This window comes from Sphingosinicellaceae bacterium (assembly GCA_019285715.1).
Lineage (GTDB): Bacteria > Pseudomonadota > Alphaproteobacteria > Sphingomonadales > Sphingomonadaceae > Glacieibacterium.
Map to the genome: position 1 here is coordinate 2448120 of CP079108.1, position 23665 is coordinate 2471784.

The window sequence follows — 23665 nt, forward strand, 5'->3', positions numbered from 1 at the left end:
CGGTCCGCTTCCACCTCAACTCGTGCACGCCAGCTGCCCTGATACCACCCCGCACTCGGCGTGCTGCGATCCGCGCATGAACCGAACCGACGGTGGCCCGACGACCGCAGCCGCTGCCGCCTCGCCTGCTGAGCGCACCGGCTTGCCGCCGACCGCCTCGATCAGGTCACCGGGCTTGAGGAACCCGAACCGTGCCGCCAGCGATGCGCCCGCGATTTCGGTGACCACCACCCCGCGCTCCGGCAGCCCGGCCCCGACCTCCTGCGCGAACGCCGGTGACAAATTGCCGACCGTGACCCCGGTGAGCAGGTTATCCCCGCCGATCCGCGTCAGCGCGCGCGGCGGGTTTTCGGGCGGGGCGGCAAGTGTCATCGCCACCGTGCGCCGCTCGCTCCCGCGCCGGACCTCGACATCAACCTTCGTGCCGACCCCGAGAACGGCGATGCGGTAGCGAAGCTGGCCCGGATCGACGATCTCCTTGCCGTCGACCGCGAGCAGGATATCGCCGGGCTTTACCCCCGCCTGAGCCGACGGGGAGCCCGGGGTCACGGCGGTGACCAGCACCCCGCCCGGCCGATCGAGGCCGAGCTGGGTCGCGGTCTGGGTGGTCAGCGCCTCGCCCTCCGCACCGATCCAGCCGGTGACCAGCTTGCCGGTCTTGGCCGCGCCCAGGAAGACCTTGACCATGTTGGCGGGGATCGCGAAGCCGACGCCGTTCGAGCCGCCCGACGGCGACGCGATCGCGGTGTTGATGCCGAGCAGCCGGCCCTGCATGTCGAGCAGCGCGCCGCCCGAGTTCCCGGGGTTGATGGCGGCGTCGGTCTGCAGGAAATACTGGTAGTTGGAGATGCCCTGCCCGGTCCGCGCCGTTGCCGAGACGATGCCGTGGGTGACGGTCTGTCCGACCCCGAACGGATCGCCGATCGCCAGCACGACATCGCCGACCTCGGCCCGGTCGCTGTCGCCGAACGGCACCGTCGGCAAGCGCGCGCCCTTGGTGTCGACCCGCAGCAGCGCGAGATCGAGGCGAGAGTCCGCGAACACCAATTTGGCCGGATATTCGCGCCGGTCGGCGAGCGCGACGAGGATCTGGTCGGCGCCGTTGACGACGTGATTGTTGGTGACGATCAGCCCGTCGCTGCCGACGATGACGCCTGAGCCGAGCGATTGTTCGACGCGCGGCGGCTGCTGGATGCCGCCGAAGAACTGCTGGAAGAAGGGGTTGGCCATCGCCGTCGAGCGGCTGACCCGCGCCGAATAGACGTTGACCACCGCGGGCGCTGCACGCTTCACCACCGCCGAATAGCTGAGCAGGATTTGTGTCGGATTGAGCGGCATGACCCGTGTCTCGGCGGGCGCCGACTGGGCCGAAGCGCCGCCTCGCCCGGTCTCGCCGTTAACGCCGAGCGCCAGCACGACGCCGGCGACCAGGCACGCCGCCCCGACCGCCACCGACCGCGAATTGCCGCGTAAACCCATGCCGCATCTCCCAGCCTGTTCGCGCCAGCGATGTGGTACGGGAGCGCTGAAGCGTCAATGAACGCAGGGGACAGCCATGACGATCACTCTCTACCACTGCGCCGATGCGCGCTCGTTCCGGGCCTTGTGGACGCTCGAGGAGATGGGGCTGCCCTATGAATTGAAGCTGTTGCCGTTTCCGCCGCGCTCGCGGTCGCCCGGCTACCTTGAGGAAAACCCGCTCGGGACGATCCCTCTGCTCGTCGACGATACCAGCGGGGCCGAGGAGCGACTGACCGAATCGTCCGCGATCGCGCAGTATCTTTGTACCCGCTACGGCCCGTCGTCGCTGGCGGTCGCTGCGGATGAGCCGGGCTACGGTGCCTGGCTGAACTGGCTTCACCACGGCGAGGCGACACTGACCTTCCCGCAGACGATCGTGCTGCGTTACCGCGTGTTCGAGCCGGGCAAGGGGCTGCAGCAAGCGGCCGACGACTATGCCCACTGGTTCGCGCGGCGCACCATCCTCGCCGATGCCGCGCTGGATGGGCACGCGTATCTATGCGCCGACCGATTCACCGTAGCTGATATCTCCGTCGGTTACGCGCTGCTGCTCGCCGACAACATCAAGCTGATCGAGAAACTGTCGCCGCGCCTGCAGGATTATTGGCGGCGGCTGCAGCTCCGGCCCGGCTTCATTGCGGCGAAGGCAGCCCAGCGCGCGCCCGAGGTCACTCGATCCGCGTAACTTCAGTCAGTTGCAGCGGCCGGTAGAGGTGCGGGAACAGCATCCCGCCGCGCGACTCCTCCCAGCGGATTTCTGCCGCGAGTGCATCGGCATCGAGGCCGAGCAGTACGACGCCGGGCTCGTCGGCGAAATATTTGGCGCGGGTGCCCTCGAGCTGCTCAGCCGTAGACATGTGGATGAAGCCGTCGCGGAGATCATCGGGCGAGCCGGCAAAGCTGCCGTCGCGTTCGAAGGCGGCCCACTCGGGAGCGCGGAGCAATTTGAAGACAGTCGTCATTCCTGAAGTATCTAGCTAACGTATACGGAAAGCGCGACCACAGAACGCGACTGCTAACTATCCTTGGGGGAGGACCGATCATGCATCCAGCGAACCACGCCGCGACGCAGCCCGACGCCGTCGCCGTCCGCATGGCAGCGAGCGGCGCGACGCTGACCTATGTCCAGCTCGAAGCGCAGTCCAACCAGGTCGCGCAATTGCTGCGCGCGCAGGGCCTCGTGCGCGGTGATACGGTGGTGATCTGGCTCGACAATTGCCTCGAATATCTGCCGATCTGCTGGGGGGCCCAGCGCGCGGGGCTGGTGTTCGTCGCGATGTCGACCAAGCTGACCTTCGACGAGGCCGCGTACATCGTCGCAGACTCAGGCGCGCAGGCGGTGTTTGCGGGCGCGCGGTTCGCGACAATTGCGGCTGAGCTGCCGGTGACGGCCGGGCGCTACGCGGTCGGCGGGCCGATCCCGGGCTGGACGGCGTTCGAGACCGCTGCCCGGGCCCAGCCCAACACGCCGATCACGGACCAGTCGCCGGGACGGGACATGCTGTATTCGAGCGGCACCACCGGGCGCCCGAAAGGCGTACGCGGGCCGCTTCCCGAGGGCGCGCTCGACGACACCGACTCGTTGCAGGGGCTGGTGCGAGCACTCTACAGCTTCGAGCCGGGCATGATCTATCTGTCCCCCGCGCCACTCTACCACGCCGCGCCGCTGCGCTATTGCATGGCGGTCCAGCGCTTCGGCGGCACGGTCATCGTCATGGAGCGCTTCGACCCCGAGACGTACCTCGCGCTCGTCGAGAAATACCACGTCACGCACAGCCAGCTGGTCCCGACGATGTTCGTGCGGATGCTCAAGTTGCCGCCAGAAGTGCGTGCGAAATATGATATTTCGAGCCTCAAGGTCGCGATCCACGCCGCCGCGCCATGCCCGGTCGACGTCAAGCAGGCGATGCTCGACTGGTGGGGCGACACCATCTTCGAATATTACTCGGCGACCGAGAGCGCCGGCTTCACCGCAATCTCGCCGCAGGAGTGGCGGACCCACCCGGGGTCGGTCGGGAAGTCGATCCTCGGCGAAATCCGGGTGCTCGGCGACGACGACGAACCGCTCGGCCCGAACCAGACCGGGCGCATCTTCTTCGCCGGCGGACCTGCGTTCAGCTATCACAACGATCCCGAGAAGACCGCGAGCGTCACCGGCGCGCACGGCTGCACCTTCGGCGACATCGGCCACGTCGACGAGGATGGCTATCTCTACCTGACCGACCGCGCCGCCTATATGATCATCAGCGGCGGCGTGAACGTCTACCCGCAAGAGGCTGAAAACGTTCTCACGATGCATCCCGCCGTTGCCGACGTCGCAGTGTTCGGCGTGCCCGATGCCGAGATGGGCGAGGCGGTGAAGGCCGTCGTCCAGCCGAAGGACCCTGCCGCCGCCGGGCCCGAACTCGCGGCCGAGCTGATTGCCTTCGTGCGGTCGCGGTTGAGCCACATCAAATGCCCGAAAACGGTGGATTTCATGGACGAACTGCCCCGCCACGATACCGGCAAGCTGTACAAGCGCCTGCTCCGCGACCGCTACTGGGCCGCCTGATGCCCCGCCCACACCACCAGATCATCAGCTCGTCCACCAGCCTGCTCGGTATTTCGCTGGTGATCATCACCGCCCTCCACGTCAGCCATGCCGCGCGCGACACCTTCGCCGACGAGATCGCCTGCGTGTCCGCGGTCAGCCTGAGCCTCAGCACGATCACCTCGTACCTGGCGATCCGCGCCGAACCCAAGGAGAGCCGCTTTGCCGATGTCGCCGACAAGGCGTTCCTGCTCGGCATGGTATTGCTGTTCGTCGCGGTGCTGATCTACGCGATCGGGGACGCATGATCAGGGCGCGTGACGCGTTGCGGCGACTCGCTAGAATGCTTAAGCCGACGACGCCATCCGGGAGACGCGCATGACCACCGAACCCTTCGACTATCGTGACGGCGAGACGCTGTGCCGCGGCCAGATCGCGGTTCCCGGCGGCACCGACAAGCGCCCCGCCATCGCGATCTTCGCCGACCTCGGCGGCATCGGCGAGCACACCGAGCGCTACGCCAACGACCTTGCCGGCCTCGGCTATCTCGCGCTCGCCGCCGACGTTTATGGTGACGGCAAGACCCCCAAGGACTTCGCCGAAGGCATGCCCTGGGTGCAAAGCTGGAAGGCCGACCCCGTCGCCCTTGCGAAGCGCGCGGCGGCCGCACTCGACGCGCTGGCGGCGCACCCGCGCTGCGACGGCCGGCTCGGCGCGATCGGCTTCTGCTTCGGCGGCACCACGGTGCTCGAGCTCGCGCGCCACGGCCACCCTGGCTACCTGGCGGGCGTCAGCTTCCACGGCGACGCGGCGACGCCCCAGCCCGCGACCAAGCCGATCGCGACCAAGCTCCTTGTCCTCCACGGCGCCGAGGACCCGCTGATGCCCGGCCCGGTACTGCTTACGTTCCTCGCCGAGATGGCGGCGGTCGAGGCCGACTGCCAGACCGTTGCCTATACCGGCGCGGTCCACAGCTTCACCAACCGCAACGCCGACGGCAGCGTCATGCCCGGCATCAAGTACCACGAGCGCACCGCCAAGCGGTCGTGGAAGGCGATGGCCGCGCACTTCGCCGAGGTCTTCGCATAGGACCCGATTCGCGCTAGAATCGTAACCGCGATGCGCCCCGGCCGCCTCCTCTTGCCCGTCTTCGCGCTGGCCGTCGCGCTGCCCGCTCCGGTGTTGGCGTGGGGCGAGCTTGGCCACCGCATGGTCGCGACGATCGCCTTTGCCGAGGTCAGGCCGGAGACGCGGCGCGCGATCAAGAAGCTGCTGCGCCACGGTGCCGAGGTCGCCACCCCGACCTGTCCGCTGCGGACGCTCGAAGATGCCGCGGTCTGGCCCGACTGCCTCCGCGGCCTCGGCGACCGCTTCGCGTCCTCGTTCCCGTGGCACTACCAGGATATCAGCGTCTGCATGGACTTCGACGTCAAGGAAGCCTGTCCCGACGGCAATTGCGTCACCGCCCAGATTGCGAAGCAGGCCAAAATCCTCGCCACCAAAAGCCGGCCCATCGTGGAGAGGATCACCGCGCTGGCGTTCCTCGCGCATTTCGTCGGCGACGTGCACCAGCCGCTCCATGTCGGCGAGAAGGGCGACCGCGGCGGCAACCAGGTTCCCGCAGACTACGGCGCCAAGGCCGGCGGCAAGCTCAACCTCCACCACATCTGGGACACCGAACTTGCCGAGCGCGCGCTGACGGAGCCGCCCGTGGTTGGCCCCGCCTCCGTCACCGCGGCCGAGCGCGTCGAGTGGCGCAAGGGCAATGTCACCGACTGGGCTCGCGAAAGCTGGCAGGCGGCCAAGGACGTCACTTACGGCAATCTCCACGACTACCCCGACCGCTGCCTGCTGCCACCTGCGCCGGTGACGTCCGCGACCTCGCTGGCGCCGGCCGAGGCTGCCGTTGCCGACAGCCTCGGTGCTGTCGCCGCTGCCGTCGCCGGCCCGCGCGCCAAGGTCGACGAGGCCTACATCGCCGCGGCAACCCCGGTCGTCCGCACCCAGATCGAGAAAGCCGGCGTCCGCCTCGCGATGATGCTCGACGCGGCGTTGACCAAGCCCCTACGGTAACCGAACCACGCGGCGGGCGTTGCTGCGGGCAGGGATATATCGACGCTATAGTGAGGGGACCGGGATGCGACTCGACGACCAACGTGAGAGCGACAACGTCGACGATCAGCGCGGCCAGGGCGGCGGGCTCGGTTTCGGCGGCGGCGGTGGCTTCGGCGGTGGCGGCGGTATCCTCGGGTTCCTGCTGCCGATGGTGATGAGCCGCTTCGGCTGCGGCGGCGTCGCGGTGCTGGTGGTGCTGTTCCTGGTCTTCGGCGGCGGCCTGAGCAGCCTCGGCGGGCTGGTCGGCGGCGGCGGTGTCGGTGCTCCCCAGATCGGCCAGCCGGCGCAGGAAACCGCCCCCGCCACCGGAGCCACCGGCGCGGCACGCTCCGAAAGCTCGACCGACCGCTTCGTCCGCCAGGTCCTCGGCTCGACCGAGGATGTCTGGGGCAAGGTCTTCCCCGAACAGGCCGGCAAGCCCTACGTCCGCCCCCGCCTCGTGCTGTTCAGCGGCCAGACCCGCTCGGGCTGCGGCGCGGCGGAATCGGCGATGGGCCCGTTCTATTGCCCCGCCGATCACAAGGTCTACCTCGACGAAAGCTTCTTCGACGAGCTCCAGACCCGCTTCGGCGCCAAGGGCGATGCGGCCGCCGCGTACGTCGTCGCGCACGAGATCGGGCACCATCTGCAGAGCCTGCTCGGCATCTCCGACCAGGTCCAGACGGCGCAGGAGCGTGCGTCGGAAAGCCAGCGCAACGCCCTGTCGGTCAAGCTCGAGCTCCAGGCCGACTGCTTCGCCGGCGTCTGGGCCAAGAACAGCGGCCGCCTCGAGGACGGCGACATCGAGGAGGCGGTCACCGCCGCGCAGGCGATCGGCGATGACACACTGCAGCGCCAGGCGCGCGGCACCGTCGTTCCCGACAGCTTCACCCACGGGTCGAGCGCGCAGCGAGTACAGTGGCTCAAGACCGGGCTGGCAAGTGGCCGACTGGACTCCTGCGATACGTTCGGAGGTCGGTGAGCGCTAGTTCGCACCCCACCAGTCGAACGCCACTCGCTGCCGCGCCCGCACCCACGCCGCCGCTTCCGGCCCGGTGAACAGCCCGCGGTAATCGGTCTCGCCGAGCCACCAGCCCTGCCCCGGCAGCCCGTCCGACTGGCGCACCACCAGCACTGCGAGCTCGGGCCGCCCGGCCCCGCGCTCGGCCGCGTCGACGGTCTCGAGCACCTTGCACATCGCCCGCATCTTCGGGCGGCTGAACGCGTAGCCGAGCGCGCCGAGAACTTCGGAATAGGTCACGGTCTCACCCGCCCGCGCCCGCGCGTGGAGCAGCGCCGCGACATGATCCGGGTCCATCGTGGCCTGCACTCCCACCGCATCTCGCCGCCAGTCGCTAGGCATGGCATGGGCGTCGCGCAATGGCCTTCGATCCCGTCCAGCCCTTCGTCCTGCTCGACGACGCCCGCGCGGGCCGGGCGCGGCTGTTCAGCGAGGTTGGTGTAGTGGTCGAGGCGGCGAAGCTGGGCGAGGTCGGCGCAGCGCTGGTGGCGGTCCGCGCGATGGGCGGCAACCGCGCCGGGTTCCTCAGCTTCGAGGCGGGCGCCGCCCTCACTTCGTGCCCCCCTCCCGGTACGGGAGGGGGGCAGGCGGCCCTCCCCCTAGTCTGGTTTGCGCGCTTCGACCGCGTCGAGACCTTCGACGACGCCGCCACCGACGCCCTCCTCGACGCCGGTCACGCCAGCATCGGTCCCGCCCGCCCCCGCATCGAACGTGTTGCCTATGACCACATGCTCGCCCGCATCGCCGAGTTGATCGCGGCAGGCGACGTCTACCAGGTCAACGCAACCTTTGCCGCCGACGTCGCGACGCGCGGCCACCCGCTGGCGCTGTACCGCCGCCTCCGCCGCGCCCAGGCCGCGCCGCATTGCGCCCTCATCCACACCGGCCGCGACTGGCTGCTGAGCCTGTCGCCCGAGCTGCTGTTCGACCTGAGCGGCCGCGCCCTGACCACCCGCCCGATGAAGGGCACCGCCGCGCGCGGAGCGACCGCCGCAGCCGACGATGCCGCCGCTGCCGAACTCGCCGCCGACCCCAAGAACCGCGCCGAAAACCTGATGATCGTCGACCTGCTCAGGAACGACCTGTCGCGCGTCGCCGAGCCCGGCTCGGTCGCGGTCCCGCAGTTGTTCGCCGTCGAACGCTACCCGACCGTCCTGCAGATGACGTCGACCGTCACTGCACTCGCCCGCTCCGGCATCGACGCAGTCGACGTGCTCGCGGCGCTGTTCCCCTGCGGCTCGGTCACCGGCGCGCCCAAGATTCGCGCGCTCGAGGTCATTGCCGAACTCGAGGCCGCCCCACGCGGCGCCTACACCGGCAGCATCGGCGCGATCGACGCAAGCGGCGACGCGACCTTCAACGTCGCGATCCGGACTTTGACAATGCAGCCCGGCGGCGGCGCGCGCATGGGCCTCGGCGGCGGCATCGTCGCCGACAGCGAGGTCACCTCGGAGTGGGCCGAAGCGCTCGCCAAGGGTGCATTCCTGACGCGCTCCCCCGCGCGGGTCGACCTGATCGAGACGATGCGCTTCGAGCCGGGAATCGGGTTAGTGCACCGCGAGCTGCACCTCGATCGGCTGGCGGCGAGCGCGGGTTTTCTCGGGCACCGGCTCGACCTCGTGGCGACGGAGGCGGCGCTGGCAGCAGCAACGGAGCGCATGTCCCACCCAGGCCGCATCCGTCTCCTCCTCGCCCGCTCCGGCGCGGTCTCGGTGCAGGCCAGCCCCCTGCCGCCGACCCCCGCCGCGCCCGTCGCGGTAAAGCTCGTGCCCCTCCCCGTCGCCGCCTCCGACTGGCGCCTCCGCCACAAGACCAGCGACCGCGCCTTCTACGACGACGCGCGCCGCGCTGCGGGCAGCTTCGAGGTCGTCTTCGTTCGCCCCGACGGCGGCCTCACCGAGGGCAGCTTCACCAACGTCTTCGTCGAGCGGGACAGGCGGATGCTGACCCCGCCGCTCGGGGAGGGCCTGCTCCCCGGTGTGCTCCGCGCCGCACTCATCACCGAAGGACGGGCGATCGAAGCCCGCCTCACCGCCGCCGACCTCGTGGGCGGCTTCCTGATCGGCAATTCCCTCCGCGGCCTGATCCGCGCACGCCTCGGGGCACCGGCTTTTCCTTGAGCTTGTGGCCCCGCGCGCCTATCCGGTGCCCGCACATTACTCGGGGTCTCGCCAATGCTGTCCGCCGCCATCAACCGCATCCACCCCTCGCCGACGCTGGCGGTCACCGCCAAGGCGGCGCGGCTGAAGGCGGAGGGGCGCGACATCATCGGGCTGGGCGCGGGCGAGCCCGACTTCGACACGCCCGATTTCGTTAAGGAAGCGGCGATGAAGGCGATCCGCGACGGCCAGACCAAGTACACCAACGTCGACGGCACTCCGGTCCTGAAGGCCGCGATCCAGGCCAAGTTCAAGCGCGACAACAACCTGACCTACGGCCTCGACCAGATCACCGTGAACGTCGGCGGCAAGCACACCATCTTCAACGCGATGTTGGCGACGCTCGACGCCGGCGACGAGGTCGTGATCCCGGCACCCTACTGGGTTAGCTACCCCGATATCGTCGCCTTCACCGGCGCGACCCCCGTCATCGTGCCGTGCGGCATCGACATCGGCTTCAAGCTGACGCCAGCCGCGCTGGAGGCCGCGATCACGCCCCAGACGCGCTGGCTGATCCTCAACTCGCCGTCGAACCCGACCGGTGCCGCTTACTCCGCCGCCGAGCTGCGTGGCCTCGCGGACGTGCTGCTGCGCCACCCGCAGGTGCACATCCTCAGCGACGACATGTACGAGCACATCGTCTACGATGGCTTCCAGTTCGCGACGATCGCCGAGGTCGAGCCGGCGCTTTACGAGCGCACCCTCACCGTCAACGGAGCGTCGAAGGCGTACGCGATGACCGGCTGGCGGATCGGCTTTGCGGGCGGCCCGGCGTGGCTGATCAAGGCGATCGCCAAGATCCAGTCGCAGTCGACGACCAACCCGTGCTCGATCGCGCAGGCCGCGGTGACAGCTGCTCTGAACGGTGACCAGTCGTTCCTGATCGCGCGCAACGCGGCATTTTCCAAGCGCCGCGACCTCGTCGTGTCGATGCTCAACCAGACCCCGGGCCTGCGCTGCCCGCGGCCCGAGGGGGCCTTCTACGTGTACCCCGACTGCGCCGGCCTGATCGGCAAGACGACGCCCGACGGCATCGTGTTGAGCGACGATGAGGCGGTGGCGACCTACTTCATCGATGCTGAGGGCGTCGCGGTGGTGCACGGCGCGGCGTTCGGCGGCTCGCCAGCGTTCCGGATCAGCTATGCGACGAGCGAGTCCAACCTCGAGCAAGCGTGCACGCGGATCCAGCGCGCGGTCGGGCGGCTGGTCTAGAGGCGCGCGCAGTCGTTCGGGGCGGGCTTGCCTACGAACCGGTCGGCAATCCACGCCGCGGCTTGCGGTGCCGAGGCCTTGCCTGCCGTCACGTGGTTGCCCGGCATCGCCACGTAGCGCACGCTGACCTTGGCGCGGCACAGGCGGTCGACGTACTTCCGCGTCACCGCCGGCGCGACGATGACATCTTCGGCGCCCTGCGCGACGAACGCCGGGACGGTCAGGCCGGCAGGCACCGAGTTCTGCTCCATCAGCGCCGCCCAGCGCGGGTTCGCCGCGAGGTCGACGCCCTTCAGCTGGGCCGCCAGCCGCAGCATGCCGATCTTGGTGCGCAGCTTGAAGCCGTCGAGGGCGACGCAGTTCTTTGCCAGCGCGCGGATAAGCGACGCGGAGCGCGGCTTGACCACCGTCGTGACCGGCAGGTGGTAAACCTGCTCCCAGCTGGTCGCGGTGTAGGCGGTCAGGAAAGCGCGCACCGCGGCGGCGCTGCCCTCGGTCAGGTTCGCCTTGAGGTCGGTCGGCGGCGCCGCAGCGGCCACCCCGACCAGCGTCATCTCGGGGGCGTAGCGCGCCGCCTCGCTGCCCGTCCACAGGGCGGAGAATCCGCCGAGCGACTCCCCGAACACCGCGTAATGTCCCGAGGTCTTCACACCCGGCATCGCCCGTGCGGCGCGCGCGGCGTCGATCACCGAGTGCGCGGCAGCAAGGCCAACGAGGAAGGGGTGTGGCCCGGGGCTGCCGAGGCCCTGGTAGTCGGGCGCGACGACGATATCGCCGGCCGCCATAAGCGTGTCGAGACCGGCCACCTGCGCGAACACGCCCGGCTTGTCGGACAGGCCGCAACTTTCAGCGACGCCCGTCGCGCCGTGCGCCCAGACGACGATGTTGCGACCGCCGGTCGGGGCGCGGCCACGGGGGATGACGATGGCGGCGGTAACGGTTACCGGGCGGCCGTCGGCGTCCGTCGAGCGGTAGTGGATGCGAGTGGCGGACGCTCCCGATGGAGCGCCGGCAAGGGGGACGGAGCCGACGATGGAGCCGGGGGGCACGGCGTACACGGGAGTGGCGAGCCCGAGGCTTGCGACAATAGCGACGGTCCTGATGCTCATTCGTTCACTCCCCTAGATTGCGGCTCCCGCGGCGTGGATCGCCAGTCCGACCAGCCCGCCGATCACTGTTCCGTTGATGCGGATATACTGCAAGTCACGCCCGACGGCGGTCTCCAGCCGGTCGGTCACGGTCGCGGCGTCCCAGCCGCGGATGGTATCGCTGACCAGCCGGACGATCGCGGCGCCGTAGCTGCCGACGATGCTGACCAGGGTGCGGCGTGCCAGCGTGTTGATGGCGTCCGCCAGCGCCGCGTTCGATAGCACGACCTCCCCCGCCGCGAGCGCGATGCGGCCTCGCCCAGCCCCGGGCGGCGCGTCGATCATCTCGGCGAGCATTCCCTTCACCGTGTCCCACAGCGACGCGAACATCGCACCCGTCGCTGGTGCATCGAGAAGTTCGCGCTTCGCCGCCTCGACGTGGCCGGCCGCCGTGCTGGCGGGGTCCTCGAGGTCGTCGGCGAGGCCGCGCAGCCAGTTGGTGATCGCGATCCGGTCGGGGTGGTCGCGGCCGAGCGCGCGATGCACCGGCGGCTCGGGGGGCGCGCTGGTGCCCTCGTGCGCCGCCAGGCGCTCCCGGAAGCCCTGTACGACCAGCGCGGCGTCGCGGGCCTGGAGCCGGGCCGCCTCCTCGGTCATCGCGAACAGATGGTCCTGGACGCCGTCGATGAACGCCCGCGAATAGCCCCGGTCGACGAAGCCGGGCATGTACTTGGGCGCGCGCTCGGCGACGGCGGCGTGGATATAGTCCTGCCGAGCGTCGACGGTGTTCATCGCGGCGGCAAGGATCGCTTCGACCAGCGGCTCGTGGCGCCCGGCCTCGACCAGCGGCCGCAGCAGTCGCGCCAGCACCGGCGCCACCGGGCGGTCGCGCAGGCCGTCGGTGACCGTCACCGCGATCAGCTGCGCCATGACCTTGCCGTCGAGCGCGTCGGCAAACTGGAGCAGCAGCTTCGACAGCGCCGCGCGCAGCCGCCCGGCCTTGGCGTCGGCGGGCCCCGGCGGGGCGGTCAGCCAGCGTCCGAGCGCCCCCGCGAGGTCCATCCCCTCCAAGCGCCGCGCCACGACCGAGGGCGTGAGGAAGTTATCCTTGAGGAACTGCGCCAGGCTGTCGCCGATACGGTCCTTGTTCGACGGGATGATCGCCGTGTGCGGGATCGGCAGGCCGAGCGGGTGGCGGAACAGCGCCGTTACTGCGAACCAGTCGGCCAGCCCGCCGATCATCGCCGCTTCGAAAAACGCCCGGACATAGCCGAGCTGTTCCGCGTATTCCGGGTAGCGCGGCCGCACCAGCAGCACCGCGATCCAGCCGCCCGCCATCGCGACCAGCAGCAGCGTCGCGACCAGGCGCATGCGGTGGAACGGCGTCGTCGCGTCGACGATCCGGAAGGGCTTGAGGCCCGCGAACGCGGCCGGGCGGCTAGCGGCCATTCGGCTGGATCAACTCACTCCGCGGGCAGCTCGACGGTGCGAGGCGGCGGCACGCGCCCTTCGCCACCATTGGTGAACCACTTGCCAAAGCGCGGTGCCAGCCACTTCTCGATGTCGTCGGCGATGGTGAAGGCCGCCGGCACGATGATCAGCGTCAGCACCGTCGACAGCGCGATGCCACCGATCACCGCGACCCCCATTGGCTGCCGCCACGAACCGTCGCCGCCGAGAGCCAGCGCCACCGGCAACATCCCCGCGATCATCGCGACCGAAGTCATGACGATCGGCTGGGCACGCTTGCGGCCGGCGTCGAGGATCGCGTCGACGCGGTCGATGCCGAGCCGCATCTCCTCGATGGCGAAGTCGATCAGAAGGATCGAGTTCTTGGCGACGATGCCGAACAGCATCAGCAGCCCGATGAACACCGGCATCGACAGCGCGTAGCCGCAGATCATCAGTGCAATCACCGCACCGAGTGGCGCCAGGAACAGCGACGCCATGTTGACGAACGGCGGCAGCACGCGGCGGTACAGTAGCACCAGCACCGCGAACACCAGCAGAATGCCCGAGATCAACGCGTAGAGGAAATTCATCAGCAGCTCGCCCATCCACTGGGCCTCGCCGACCGCGACTTCCTCGACGCCCTGCGGCAGGTTCTTGTACTCGGGCAACTCATGGATCGACTTCTGCGCGTCCCCGCCCTGCGCACCCGGCGCAAGATCGGCGACGACGGCGATGCGCCGGCCCTGGTTGTAACGACGTATCTTCACCGCGCCCTCGCCGAAGTTGATGTCGGCGACCACCTTAAGCGGCACGCTGGCGCCGTTGGCCGTCGGCACCGGCAGGTTGCGCAGTGTATCGAGGTCGCCGCGCGCACTCTCTGGCAGCTGGACGCGGATCGGAATCTGGCGGTCCGACAGCGAGAACTTCGCCAGGTTCTGCGGCACGTCGCCGATCGTCGCGATGCGGATCGTCTGGCTCAGCGCCGCGACCGAGACGCCCATCGAGGCAGCGAGATCGAAGTGCGGGCGGATCACGATCTCGGGCCGCTGCAGGTCGGCGTCGATGTGCGCGTCACGCAGTGTCGGCAGGCGGAGCATGCCCTTGACCAGTTGCTCCCCCGACTTGTGGAGCAGCAGCGGGTCATCGCCGACGAGCATGACAGTCACATCATGGCCGCCGATGCCGCCAGTCTGCGACTGGAAGTTGACGCGCGCGTCGGGCAGCTGACGCAAGGTCGGCGCCATGTCGCGCTCGAACTCGACGGTACTCAGCTTGCGCTCGGCGCGGGGCACCAGGTTGATGTTGAGGGTGGCGAAGCGGACCTCGTCGTCGCCGCCAATGGCCTCGAACACCTGCGCCACTTCGGGGCGCTTGGTAAGCAGCGCCGCGGCCTGACCGGAGACGCGCTTGACGTCCTCGAGACGTACCCCCGGAGCCATCTCGATCTGGACACTCGACTGGCCGCTGTCGACCGGCGGCTGGAAGGCGAGCGGCAGCTTCATGCCGAGGAAGATGGTCAGCGCGAACGCCAGCACGCCGCCGAGCACGGTCCACCAGCGGTGCCGGATCGACCACTTGAGAAACGCGATGTAGCGCTGCATCGACTTGCCCGCGGCATGCTCGCGCTCGCCGTGCGCCTTGAGGAAATAGGCGGCGCACAGCGGCGTCACCATCCGCGCGACGACCAGCGACATCATCACCGAGACGACAACGGTCAGGCCGAACTGCTTGAAAAACTGGCCCGAAATGCCGGGCATCAGCGCGACCGGCAGGAACACCGCGACGATCGCCATGGTGGTTGCGACGACCGCCAGCCCGATCTCGTCGGCGGCATCCATCGAGGCCTGCCACGCCGACTTGCCCATGCGCATGTGCCGGACGATGTTCTCGATCTCGACGATCGCGTCGTCGACGAGGATACCCGCCACGAGGCTGAGTGCGAGCAGGCTGAGGCCGTTCAGGGTGAAGCCCATCGCGTCCATGAAGAAGAACGCCGGGATGCACGACAGCGGGATCGCCAGCGCCGAGATCAAGGTCGCGCGCCAGTCGCGCAGGAAGATGAAGACGACGAATACCGCCAGCACCGCGCCCTCGATCAAGGCGCGGATCGCGGCCTTGTACTGGTCGCGGGTGTATTTGACGTTGTCGTCGATGAGGTCGATCTTGACCTGCGGGTTCTCCTTGGAAATCTTCGCGAGCTCGGCGATGACCTTGTCCATCGAGCCGACCTCGGAAGCGCCCTTGGCCTTCTGGATATAAAACGCGGTGACTTCGCGCCCATCGAGCCGGGCCAGCGCGCGCTGTTCAGCGGTGCCGTCCTTGATGTCGGCGACGTCGCCAAGGCGGACGATGCGGTCACCCGAGATCGCGATCTGGGTGTCTGCCAGCGCCTGCGCGGTGCGCGCGCCCCCGAGGACACGCAGCGCCTGCTCGGCCCCAGCGACCTGCGCTCGGCCACCGGCGGCGTCGAGGTTGAGGGCTCGCAGCGCCGAATTGATCTGGACCGCTGTGACCCCGTACGACTGGAGCTTGCCGGGATCGAGGTTGATGCGGATTTCGCGGCTGACGCCGCCCAGCCGGTTTACGCCGGCGACGCCCGGGATCGTCAGCAGGCGCTTGGCGATGGTGTTGTCGACAAACCAGCTGAGCTGTTCCAGCGTCATGTCGGTGGTCTTGACCGAATAGCGGCCGAGGCCGCCGTCGAAATCCTGGCGCTCGACGACCGGCTCGAGGATGCCTTCGGGCAAGTCGGAGCGAATCTTGGAGATCGCGTCGCGGACGTCGTTGACGGCGCGGTCGGTCGGGGTGCCGACGGCGAACTCGACCGAGGTACCCGAGATGCCCTCGGTCGCCCACGAGGTTATGTGCTCGACGTTGCCGATCGACGCCACCGCGCCCTCGACGCGCTGGGTGATCTGCTTCTCCATCTCGGTCGGGGCGGCGCCGGGCTGGCTGACCGTAACCTGGACGATCGGGAAGCTTATGTCCGGATTGTTGTTGATCGCCATTCGGTTGAAGCTAACGATGCCGAGGAAACTCAGCACCAGGAACAGCACGATCGGGAAGGTCGGGTTCCGGATCGACCAGCTGGAGATGTTGCGCATCGATTAGGCTCCGGCGTCGACGGCAGCGACGGTCGCAGCCGCGGTGACGGGCTTGACCTTCTCGCCCGGGGAGAGGAACGCGCCGGCGCTGAGCACGATCCGCTCGGTGCCGTTCAGGCCCGAGGCGATGCTGAGGCCGCCCGCATTGACCGCACCGACTGTGACCGGGCGCCGCACGATCTTGCCGTCGGACGCGACCAGGAAGACGTAGCTGCCCTTCTCGTCGACCATCACCGCCGACTGCGGCAGCACCGGCTGGGTCGCCTCGCCCGCCGCGACGGTCGCGTTGGCGAAGGCACCGACCCGGAGGCCGGGCGAATAGGCGAGTGCGATGCGGGCGATGCCCTGGCGGCTGAGCGGATCGACGACCGGCTCGACCAGCCAGATGCGGCCGCTGTAGCTTTGCGCGCCGCCAACCGGGCGGACCTGCGCGGGCAAGCCGGTCTTGAGCCGCGCGAGGTCCTGCTCGGCAACCTGGGCGCGCATCTCGAGAACCCCACCCTCGGCGATGCGGAACAGCGGCAGGCTGCTGCCCGAACTCACCACCTGCCCAGCCTCGACGTTGCGGGCCAGCACAAGGCCCGCCGACGGCGCGCGGATATTGAGGCGGCCGAGGCGGGCCTGCATCTCGCCATACTGTGCCTGCGCGACCTTGACCTTGGCATTGGCAGCATCGCGCGTCGCGGTCTTGCGGTCGATGTCGGCCTTGGAGATGAAACCCTTGTCGACGAGCTTGCCGGCGCGGTCGAGTTCGGACTGCGCGATCGCGGCGTCGGCCCGGGCCGAACCGATGCCGGCGGCCATGGCGTTGGCCTGCTGGACCTGGACGTTGCGGTCGATGCGGGCCAGCGTCTGCCCGGCCTTCACGAACTGGCCGGCGTCGACGAGGACCTGGGTGACCATGCCGCCCTCGCCCTGCACGCCGACCGGCATGTCACGGCGGGCGGCGATCGAGCCGGTGACGCGCACCTGGTCGGGGACCAGCGTGCGGCCGGGAACGACTACGGTGACCTGGGGCAGCGGGGCAACTTCCTTGCCGACCGCGGCCGGCTTGGCGCGCCCGAACAGCGCCCAGGCTGCAACCGCGACACCCAGCACGAGCAGGCCGATCAGCGCATAGCGCCGCCATTTGCGCGTGGGCGGGCCGTCGGTGCCGGGCAGCTCGAAGCCAGCAACCGCCGCATCCGACCCGATCGGATTGTGCATGTTCATCAAGTCGCCCGCGCTAAAACTATCAACCGCTGTATTACACGCATAACGCACCGGCGGCAAGAGGCTTTTATAACGTCAAACCCGGTCGTTGCGAAGCTCCGCAAGGCCGCAGTCGACCGCGCTGATGCATCGCGTGACGACCTCGCGCACCCATCTGCCGGTTTGTGCGTTAACGTTCCGGTTCCACCAGACAAAAGGGGTCTGAAAATGTTGGGTTGGCTATGGGCGGCGATCATCGGCCTTATCGCCGGTGCGATCGCCAAGGCGATCATGCCGGGCAAGGATCCGGGCGGCATCTTCGTGACGATGCTGATCGGCATCGCTGGCGCGCTGCTGGCGTCCTTCATCGGTCGCTCGCTGGGCTGGTACCATGAGGGCGAAGGTGCCGGGTTCATCGGCGCGATCATCGGCGCGATCATCCTGCTGTGGCTGTGGCGCCTGATCAACCGCGGCCGCGGCACCACGATCTAACGCGTTCACGTTCCGGAAAGTTCGTTACGGCTAGTGCCGCCATCCCGCCGGGGTGGCGGCACTTTTTCTGTCTGGAGACACGCATGAGCATCCGTACCGCCGCCGCCATCATCGCCCTCGCCGCGGCATTGCCCGCCGCCGCGCAGCAGGCCGTGACCCCGGTGCCGACACTCAGCGTGTCCGCCGAGGGCAAGTCCCTGCGCGTGCCCGACGTCGCCGAGCTGTCGGGTGGCGTCGTCACCACCGCGCCGACTGCAGCGGCGGCGATGGCCGAGAACGCCCAGCGCATGTCGGCGGTCGTCGCCGCGGTCCGCAAGGCCGGCATCGCCGAGCGCGATATCCAGACCGCGGGCCTCAGCCTGCAGCCCCAGTATCGCTACGAGAACAACCAGGCCCCCATACTGACCGGCTACCAGGCGACCAACACGGTGTCGCTGCGGCTGCGCAAGCTGCCCGATGCCGGGCGCCTGCTCGACACTTTGGTCAGCGTCGGAGCCAACCAGATCAGCGGGCCGAGCTTTCGGGTCGACGACAGCGATGCGGCGCTCGACGAGGCCCGCGTCCAGGCGGTCGCCACCGCCCGCGCCCGCGGCGATCTTTACGCCAAGGCCGCCGGGGTCCGCATCAAGCGCATCCTGACGATCAGCGAGAGCGGCGACGCCGAGCCGCCGCGCCCGATGATGATGATGGCCCGCGCCTCCAAGATGGCGGCCGCCGACACGCCGGTGGTGCCGGGCGAGGTCGCGCTGACGGTCACCGTCAACGTCACCTTCGAACTCGAGTAGCCTGCGCCGCGGCGGTGGTCCTCGTCAGACCACCGTCGCCCCACCATCGATGACGAAGCTCTGACCCGTCGCGAAGCCGCCCGCCTTGGCCGCGAGCAGTACCGCCATGCCGGCGATCTCGTCGGGCACGCCGATCCGGCGCAGCGGCGCGCGGCTGGTCGAGACCTCCAGGATCTCGGGATTGTCCCACAAGGCCTTGGCGAAGTCGGTGCGGATCAGGCCGGGAGCGATGCAGTTGACCCGGACGTTGTCGGGCCCGAACTCCGAGGCGAGGTTGCGCGCCAGCTGCATGTCGGCGGCCTTGGAGATGCAGTAGGCGCCGATGATGTCGGACGCCTTCAGCCCGCCGACCGACGAGATGATGGTGATGCTGCCGGCCTTCCGCGCCCGCATCGCCGGCGCGACCATCGAGATCAGCCAGTGGTTGCTGACGATATTATTCTGCAGGATCTTGCCGAATTGGTCGTCGGTGATGCCCGCCTGCGGCCCGAAATAGGGGTTCGACGCGGCGTTGCAGACGAGCGCGTCGATCTGCCCGAACCGCTCGATGGTCGAGTCCACCAGGTGCTGGAGGCTGGCCTTGTCGGCGATGTTGGCGGGGATGGCGAAGGCGGCCTCACGCCCGACCGCGGCGTTGATCTCGGCGACGGCGGCGTCGCAGACATCGGCCTTGCGGCTGCTGACGACGACGTTGGCGCCGTGCTCGGCCATGCGGTGCGCGATGGCCTTGCCGATGCCCTTCGAGGAGCCGGTGATCACGGCGGTCTGGCCGGTCAGGTCGAACAGTTCGGGCAACGGCATCGTCTTCTCCCCAAGAGAACACTGTCATCCCGGCGAATGCCGGGACCCAGCTTTCTTCTTCCTTCGGCGGGCAGCGCGCGGAAGGCAACCGGGTCCCGGCGTTCGCCGGGATGACAACACCGAGACAAGCCGCCATGGTCGGTCCCGTCCCGCCCGGAGTCCCGCTTGTCCCCCTCACCCGCCGTTCGCTCGACCGTCCTCGCCTGCCTGTTCTTCGCGGGGTTCGGGTGCCTGGTGCCGTTCCTGCCGCTGTGGCTGGAGAAGGTCCATGGCTTCAGCGGAGCCGAGATCGGCGTCGTGCTGGCGATCGCCGGGTTCAGCCGCGCCGTCGCCGGGCCGCTGACCGCCGCGTGGGCGGACGGCCGCAGCGACCGCCGCGCACCGCTGTTCCTGTTCACCGGGGTGCTGACCATCGGCTTCGCGGTGCTGCACTTCCTCGACGGGTTCGCGGCGGTGTTCGTCCTGATCCTGATCCTCGACATCGCGTACTGGGGCCTGCTGCCGGTGGTCGAGACCGCGCTGCTGCGGCTGACCCGCACCGGCAAGCCCGCCTACGGGACCGCGCGCGGCCTCGCGTCGGCAGCGTTCGTCGTCGGCACCACCACGGTCGGCCTGATGAACGACTGGATGCGCAGCTTCTGGCCGATCTGGGGCTTCATGCTGCTGATCTCGACGCTGATGATCGCCGGTTCCGCCTGGATGCCGCGCGAGCCGGTGCTGGCCGCCGAGGAGCGCCGCGTCCCCTTCGGCGAGCGCCTGTCGGCGGGGCTCGGCATGCTCCGCAACCCGGCGTTCACGCTGTTCATCTTCGCCGCCGGGCTGATCCAGGCGAGCGCCGCCTTCCTGTACACCGCGGGCTCGCTGGTCTGGACCAACGCGCAGGGGCTCACGAGCTCGACGATCGCGCTGCTGTGGAACGTCGGTGTGCTCGCGGAGGTCGGTTTCCTGATGTTCCTCGGCGGCTGGTCGTCGCGCTTCCGCCCGGAGACACTGATCGTCGTCGGCGGCATCGGCGCGGTGGTGCGCTGGACCGCGCTCGCCGCAATGCCGCCGGTGTGGGTGCTGGTGCCGCTGCAGTTGCTCCACGCGCTGAGCTTCGCCGCCACCTTCCTCGGCGGCATGCGCTTCATCCAGACCATCCACGGGGACGACCGGGCGCCGACGGCGCAGATGATCTACATGGGGCTGGCGAATGCGCCGACCTATGCGGCGGCGGTGCTGGTGTCGGGACCGCTGTACGACCGGGTCGGGGCGGCCGGGTATCTGGCGATGAGCGTGGTGGCCGCGGTCGGACTGGTGCTGGCGGTGATGCTGCGGGCGCGGGGCGCGACGGTCGAGGGCGCGGCGAAGCCGGCTTGATACTCACCCTCCCCTCAAGGGGAGGGTCGGAGATACGGCGTAGCCGGCCGCGGGGTGGGTGCTGCGTCCGCGACGAAGAACCCACCCGCGGGCCGGCGCAAGAGCGCCGTCTCTCGCACCCTCCCCTCAAGGGGAGGGCTTAGGCCCTACAGCTCCATCAGATCCCCTTGCGCGTCCGGCCCGCCGTACGGCGGCGTCGGGATCGCCATCTGGGCGGCCTTCAGCGCCCGGCTCCAGCGGTCGTCGAGTTCGCGGTAATAGGCGTCGTCGCCGTCGATGCGATAGTTGAGCGCCGGCTCCGATTTGCCGGGCAGGATGGTCAGCAGGTCGATCGGCAGTCCGACCGCGAGGTTCGAGCGCATCGTCGAGTTGAACGAGATCAGCCCGACCTTGATCGCCTCGGGGATCGGCGTGTCATAGCTGATCTGCCGGTCGAGGATCGGCTTGCCGTACTTGTGCTCGCCGATCTGCAGGAAGGGCGTATCGGGCTGGCACTCGATGAAGTTGCCGCTGCCGTAGATCAGGAACAGGCGGGGCTTTCGCCCGCCGATGCTGCCGCCGAACAGCAGCGAGGCGCCGGTGGCGATCTTGTCGTCGGTGATGGTCGCGTCGATCACCGTCTTGGCCTCGCGCAGCGCCGCCCCGACCAGTTGCGCGGCGCGGAACATCGACGGCGCGTTGTCGAGGGTGTCGCGCTCGTCCGCGCCGGGCAGGATCATCGCGTCCTGCAGGCGAGTGACCGCGGCCTGGGTCACCGACAGGCTGCCGGCGCTGGCGACCGCGAGGCAGCGTCCGGGCTGGGTCTCGAAGATCCGCAACTTGCGGTAGGTCGAGATGTTATCGACCCCGGCGTTGGTCCGGGTGTCGGCCATCATGACGAGCCCGTCCTTGACGAGGACGCCGATGCAGTACGTCATCGCGGTAACCTCATGCGTGGACGGCGCGAGGCTGTCCCATTGTCCGGTCACTCCTGCAACCCCGGATCGAAGCTGCCCTGGTTCTGGCCCTGGCTTTGGCTCTGGCCACCCTGGCTCTGGTTCTGGCCGCCCTGCCCTTGGCTCTGGCGCTGGGAGCTGCCACCGAAGCTCGGGGCCGGTGCGCTCACGTCGACGACGTTGACCTCGACCCGCATGGTCTCCTCGGCACCGCCGCGCCGCGCGCCGCGCACCGGGGCCGCGTCGAGGTAGTCGAGCCCGACGGCGACGCGGATATGGCGCTCGCTGGTCGAGATGCCGTGGGTGGCGTCGAAGCCGACCCAGCCGAGGTCGTCGACATAGGCCTCCGCCCAGGCGTGGCCGGCGGGCTGGGTTTCCGCGTTGACGAAGTGCCCGGAGACGTAGCGCGCCGGGTAGCCGAGGTGGCGCGCCGCGGCACAGAAGATGTGGGTGAAGTCCTGGCAGACACCGCGCCCGCTGGCAAAGGCGGTCGCGGCATCGGTGCCGGTGCCGGTCGCGTCCGCATCGAATGCGGTGCGCTCGTTCAGCGCGAGCATCAGGCCGTGCAGCGTCTCCAGCGGGGTGCCGAGACGATGGCTGCGGGCAAAGGCGCAGATCGCGGCGTCGGCGGTGCTCAGCGTCGTCGAGCGCAGGTAGATCGGCGGGGCCAGCGGCTCGTTCGAGCCGCGGATGACGCCGCCGGTGTCGATGGTCTGGACGTCGCCGCTGACGTTGAGGCTGAGCCGGGTGATCGACTGCTCGGCGTAGAAGGCGTGGACGATGTTGCCGAACACGTCGGTCGAACGCCGCAGCGAGCCGTCGGCGTCGACATCGATGCGCCAGTCGAGCACCGACTGGTCCTCGTGGCCGTGCGGCTCGACGCGCAGCAGCTGGACGACGCCGCTCGCGGGCAGCGTGTAATCGTAGACGGTGGTGTAATCGACCTTGATGCGCACGTGCCCCCCCGGCCTGCCTAGAACAGATACCACGCGGCAATCGCATCGCCGAGCCGGTTGTTCTCGCTTATGAACTCGGTCAGGAACTCGTGCAGACCGTCCTTGAAGATGCCCTCGATGCGGAGGCCCTTGAGGCGCGCATGCTCGGCCGACGCCAGGCGATGCGCCGGTCCGCGGCGTCCACCTGCGGCATTGGCCAGCAGGTCGAGGTAGCGCAGCACGTCGCCGTAGCAGCTGGCGAGGCTGCGCGGGATCTGCTGGTTCAGGATAAGCAGGTCGGCGACCAGCCACGGCTTGACCGAGTCCCGATAGACCCAGCGATAGGCGGTCAGCGCCGACACGGTGCGCAGGATCGTGGTCCACTGGAAATAGTCGAGGGAGCCGCCGACCGTCTCACCGCGCGGCAGCAGCAGGTGATACTTCACGTCGAGAACGCGGGCGGTGTTGTCGGCCCGCTCGATCGCCGAGCCGAGGCGGATGAACCAATAAGCGTCGCCGCGCAGCATCGAGCGGTGGGCGGCACCGTCGAAGGACTGCATCGCCGCCTTGACCATCTCGAGCAGCGCCACCAGCGCCTCGCGGTCGACCAGCTTGGTGCCGAACTTCTGCATCTCGAGCCAGGCGCCGTTGATCGCCTCCCACGCCTCCAGCGTCAGCGCGGTCCGCACCGAGCGGGCATTGGCGCGCGCCATCTCGATGCAGCGGCGGATCGAGCTCGGGTTCTCCGGGTCGATGGCGAGGAAGGCGACGACCCTGTCCTCCTCGATCGCCAGCCCGCGCTCCTTGTACGCCGCGGTCATCCACGCCGCCGACAGCGCGCTTTCCCACGCATTGGTCGCGCCGCCATAGCTTTGGGGCAACGACGACAGGCGGAGCGTCGCCTCGATCAGGCGCGACAGGAAGTCGGCGCGCTCGATATAGCGTCCGACCCAGTAAAGATTGCCGGCAGTACGGCTCAGCATCCG

General features: G+C 69.1%; 22 protein-coding genes. 11 read left to right on the forward strand and 11 right to left on the reverse strand.

Features of this window, described 5'->3' with window-relative positions; genetic code table 11:
- Positions 1-15: 15 nt before the first annotated feature.
- Entirely contained in the window at positions 16-1479 is a 1464-nt protein-coding gene (locus KX816_11465; GenBank protein ID QXQ04917.1) for a Do family serine endopeptidase, read from the reverse strand.
- A 76-nt stretch (positions 1480-1555) separates the two neighbouring features.
- Between KX816_11465 and KX816_11470 the strand changes: the two genes are divergently transcribed.
- Positions 1556-2206 (forward strand): glutathione S-transferase family protein, encoded by a 651-nt coding sequence (locus KX816_11470; GenBank protein QXQ04918.1) that lies wholly within the window; start codon positions 1556-1558, stop codon positions 2204-2206.
- On the opposite strand, the gene KX816_11475 is transcribed toward KX816_11470, so the two are convergent.
- Positions 2190-2483, reverse strand: a complete 294-nt coding sequence (locus KX816_11475; protein QXQ04919.1) for a DUF952 domain-containing protein — start codon at positions 2481-2483, stop codon at positions 2190-2192. The genes KX816_11470 and KX816_11475 overlap by 17 nt on opposite strands.
- 80 nt (positions 2484-2563) lie before the next feature.
- Between KX816_11475 and KX816_11480 the strand changes: the two genes are divergently transcribed.
- The 5 genes from KX816_11480 (at position 2564) to KX816_11500 (ending at position 7127) form a co-directional block, all read left to right on the forward strand.
- Positions 2564-4072, forward strand: coding sequence for an acyl-CoA synthetase (locus KX816_11480; protein QXQ04920.1), 1509 nt, complete (start codon positions 2564-2566; stop codon positions 4070-4072).
- On the forward strand, positions 4072-4359 hold the full coding sequence (locus KX816_11485; GenBank protein QXQ04921.1) for a hypothetical protein: 288 nt from the start codon (positions 4072-4074) through the stop codon (positions 4357-4359). Before KX816_11480 ends, KX816_11485 begins: the two co-directional genes overlap by 1 nt.
- 70 nt (positions 4360-4429) lie before the next feature.
- Positions 4430-5140 carry a dienelactone hydrolase family protein gene (locus tag KX816_11490; protein QXQ04922.1) on the forward strand — a complete coding sequence of 237 codons (711 nt, stop codon included), beginning with the start codon at positions 4430-4432 and terminating at the stop codon, positions 5138-5140.
- A gap of 30 nt (positions 5141-5170) precedes the next feature.
- On the forward strand, positions 5171-6124 hold the full coding sequence (locus KX816_11495) for a S1/P1 nuclease (GenBank protein QXQ04923.1): 954 nt from the start codon (positions 5171-5173) through the stop codon (positions 6122-6124).
- Between the two features lie 64 nt (positions 6125-6188).
- On the forward strand, positions 6189-7127 hold the full coding sequence (locus KX816_11500) for a zinc metallopeptidase (protein ID QXQ04924.1): 939 nt from the start codon (positions 6189-6191) through the stop codon (positions 7125-7127).
- Between the two features lie 3 nt (positions 7128-7130).
- On the opposite strand, the gene KX816_11505 is transcribed toward KX816_11500, so the two are convergent.
- A complete protein-coding gene (locus KX816_11505) occupies positions 7131-7463 on the reverse strand; it encodes a ribose-phosphate pyrophosphokinase (GenBank protein ID QXQ08526.1) in 333 nt (110 codons plus the stop codon).
- Between the two features lie 62 nt (positions 7464-7525).
- On the opposite strand from KX816_11505, the gene pabB reads away from it, so the two are divergent.
- Both pabB and KX816_11515 read left to right on the forward strand, forming a co-directional pair.
- On the forward strand, positions 7526-9286 hold the full coding sequence (pabB, locus tag KX816_11510; GenBank protein ID QXQ04925.1) for an aminodeoxychorismate synthase component I: 1761 nt from the start codon (positions 7526-7528) through the stop codon (positions 9284-9286).
- Between the two features lie 54 nt (positions 9287-9340).
- Positions 9341-10537, forward strand: a complete 1197-nt coding sequence (locus KX816_11515) for a pyridoxal phosphate-dependent aminotransferase (GenBank protein QXQ04926.1) — start codon at positions 9341-9343, stop codon at positions 10535-10537.
- Here the strand turns inward: KX816_11515 and KX816_11520 are convergent.
- Genes KX816_11520 through KX816_11535 form a run of 4 tightly spaced genes read right to left on the reverse strand, consistent with a single transcriptional unit; the run spans position 10534 to position 17393 of the window.
- Positions 10534-11646, reverse strand: a complete 1113-nt coding sequence (locus KX816_11520) for a lipase family protein (protein QXQ04927.1) — start codon at positions 11644-11646, stop codon at positions 10534-10536. The genes KX816_11515 and KX816_11520 overlap by 4 nt on opposite strands.
- 12 nt (positions 11647-11658) lie before the next feature.
- Positions 11659-13074, reverse strand: coding sequence for a DUF445 domain-containing protein (locus KX816_11525; protein ID QXQ04928.1), 1416 nt, complete (start codon positions 13072-13074; stop codon positions 11659-11661).
- A 14-nt stretch (positions 13075-13088) separates the two neighbouring features.
- Positions 13089-16181, reverse strand: a complete 3093-nt coding sequence (locus KX816_11530; GenBank protein ID QXQ04929.1) for an efflux RND transporter permease subunit — start codon at positions 16179-16181, stop codon at positions 13089-13091.
- A gap of 3 nt (positions 16182-16184) precedes the next feature.
- Entirely contained in the window at positions 16185-17393 is a 1209-nt protein-coding gene (locus KX816_11535) for an efflux RND transporter periplasmic adaptor subunit (GenBank protein ID QXQ04930.1), read from the reverse strand.
- A 201-nt stretch (positions 17394-17594) separates the two neighbouring features.
- Here KX816_11535 and KX816_11540 point away from each other — a divergent pair, with 201 nt between their 5' ends.
- Both KX816_11540 and KX816_11545 read left to right on the forward strand, forming a co-directional pair.
- Entirely contained in the window at positions 17595-17864 is a 270-nt protein-coding gene (locus tag KX816_11540; protein ID QXQ08527.1) for a GlsB/YeaQ/YmgE family stress response membrane protein, read from the forward strand.
- 83 nt (positions 17865-17947) lie between these two features.
- Positions 17948-18649, forward strand: a complete 702-nt coding sequence (locus tag KX816_11545; protein QXQ04931.1) for an SIMPL domain-containing protein — start codon at positions 17948-17950, stop codon at positions 18647-18649.
- Positions 18650-18673: 24 nt separating this feature from the next.
- On the opposite strand, the gene KX816_11550 is transcribed toward KX816_11545, so the two are convergent.
- Positions 18674-19450 (reverse strand): SDR family oxidoreductase, encoded by a 777-nt coding sequence (locus KX816_11550; GenBank protein ID QXQ04932.1) that lies wholly within the window; start codon positions 19448-19450, stop codon positions 18674-18676.
- Positions 19451-19615: 165 nt separating this feature from the next.
- Between KX816_11550 and KX816_11555 the strand changes: the two genes are divergently transcribed.
- Positions 19616-20809: an MFS transporter gene (locus tag KX816_11555; protein QXQ04933.1), complete on the forward strand. Its 1194-nt coding sequence runs from the start codon at positions 19616-19618 to the stop codon at positions 20807-20809.
- A 146-nt stretch (positions 20810-20955) separates the two neighbouring features.
- On the opposite strand, the gene KX816_11560 is transcribed toward KX816_11555, so the two are convergent.
- Genes KX816_11560 through KX816_11570 form a run of 3 tightly spaced genes read right to left on the reverse strand, consistent with a single transcriptional unit; the run spans position 20956 to position 23662 of the window.
- Positions 20956-21726: a peptidase gene (locus KX816_11560; GenBank protein QXQ04934.1), complete on the reverse strand. Its 771-nt coding sequence runs from the start codon at positions 21724-21726 to the stop codon at positions 20956-20958.
- 47 nt (positions 21727-21773) lie between these two features.
- Positions 21774-22700 (reverse strand): transglutaminase family protein, encoded by a 927-nt coding sequence (locus KX816_11565; GenBank protein QXQ04935.1) that lies wholly within the window; start codon positions 22698-22700, stop codon positions 21774-21776.
- 17 nt (positions 22701-22717) lie between these two features.
- Positions 22718-23662: an alpha-E domain-containing protein gene (locus KX816_11570; GenBank protein QXQ04936.1), complete on the reverse strand. Its 945-nt coding sequence runs from the start codon at positions 23660-23662 to the stop codon at positions 22718-22720.
- Between the last annotated feature and the right edge of the window lie 3 nt (positions 23663-23665).

What these genes read in the sequence shown, in the direction of transcription:
- KX816_11500 (QXQ04924.1), top strand. Translation starts at nt 6,189, where the DNA reads ATGCGACTCGACGACCAACGTGAGAGCGACAACGTCGACGATCAGCGC.
- KX816_11520 (QXQ04927.1), bottom strand. Translation starts at nt 11,646, where the DNA reads ATGAGCATCAGGACCGTCGCTATTGTCGCAAGCCTCGGGCTCGCCACT.
- KX816_11550 (QXQ04932.1), bottom strand. Translation starts at nt 19,450, where the DNA reads ATGCCGTTGCCCGAACTGTTCGACCTGACCGGCCAGACCGCCGTGATC.
- KX816_11480 (QXQ04920.1), top strand. Translation starts at nt 2,564, where the DNA reads ATGCATCCAGCGAACCACGCCGCGACGCAGCCCGACGCCGTCGCCGTC.
- KX816_11525 (QXQ04928.1), bottom strand. Translation starts at nt 13,074, where the DNA reads ATGGCCGCTAGCCGCCCGGCCGCGTTCGCGGGCCTCAAGCCCTTCCGG.
- KX816_11515 (QXQ04926.1), top strand. Translation starts at nt 9,341, where the DNA reads ATGCTGTCCGCCGCCATCAACCGCATCCACCCCTCGCCGACGCTGGCG.
- KX816_11495 (QXQ04923.1), top strand. Translation starts at nt 5,171, where the DNA reads ATGCGCCCCGGCCGCCTCCTCTTGCCCGTCTTCGCGCTGGCCGTCGCG.
- KX816_11475 (QXQ04919.1), bottom strand. Translation starts at nt 2,483, where the DNA reads ATGACGACTGTCTTCAAATTGCTCCGCGCTCCCGAGTGGGCCGCCTTC.
- pabB (QXQ04925.1), top strand. Translation starts at nt 7,526, where the DNA reads ATGGCCTTCGATCCCGTCCAGCCCTTCGTCCTGCTCGACGACGCCCGC.
- KX816_11545 (QXQ04931.1), top strand. Translation starts at nt 17,948, where the DNA reads ATGAGCATCCGTACCGCCGCCGCCATCATCGCCCTCGCCGCGGCATTG.
- KX816_11535 (QXQ04930.1), bottom strand. Translation starts at nt 17,393, where the DNA reads ATGAACATGCACAATCCGATCGGGTCGGATGCGGCGGTTGCTGGCTTC.
- KX816_11530 (QXQ04929.1), bottom strand. Translation starts at nt 16,181, where the DNA reads ATGCGCAACATCTCCAGCTGGTCGATCCGGAACCCGACCTTCCCGATC.
- KX816_11560 (QXQ04934.1), bottom strand. Translation starts at nt 21,726, where the DNA reads ATGACGTACTGCATCGGCGTCCTCGTCAAGGACGGGCTCGTCATGATG.
- KX816_11485 (QXQ04921.1), top strand. Translation starts at nt 4,072, where the DNA reads ATGCCCCGCCCACACCACCAGATCATCAGCTCGTCCACCAGCCTGCTC.
- KX816_11505 (QXQ08526.1), bottom strand. Translation starts at nt 7,463, where the DNA reads ATGGACCCGGATCATGTCGCGGCGCTGCTCCACGCGCGGGCGCGGGCG.
- KX816_11470 (QXQ04918.1), top strand. Translation starts at nt 1,556, where the DNA reads ATGACGATCACTCTCTACCACTGCGCCGATGCGCGCTCGTTCCGGGCC.
- KX816_11570 (QXQ04936.1), bottom strand. Translation starts at nt 23,662, where the DNA reads ATGCTGAGCCGTACTGCCGGCAATCTTTACTGGGTCGGACGCTATATC.
- KX816_11465 (QXQ04917.1), bottom strand. Translation starts at nt 1,479, where the DNA reads ATGGGTTTACGCGGCAATTCGCGGTCGGTGGCGGTCGGGGCGGCGTGC.
- KX816_11490 (QXQ04922.1), top strand. Translation starts at nt 4,430, where the DNA reads ATGACCACCGAACCCTTCGACTATCGTGACGGCGAGACGCTGTGCCGC.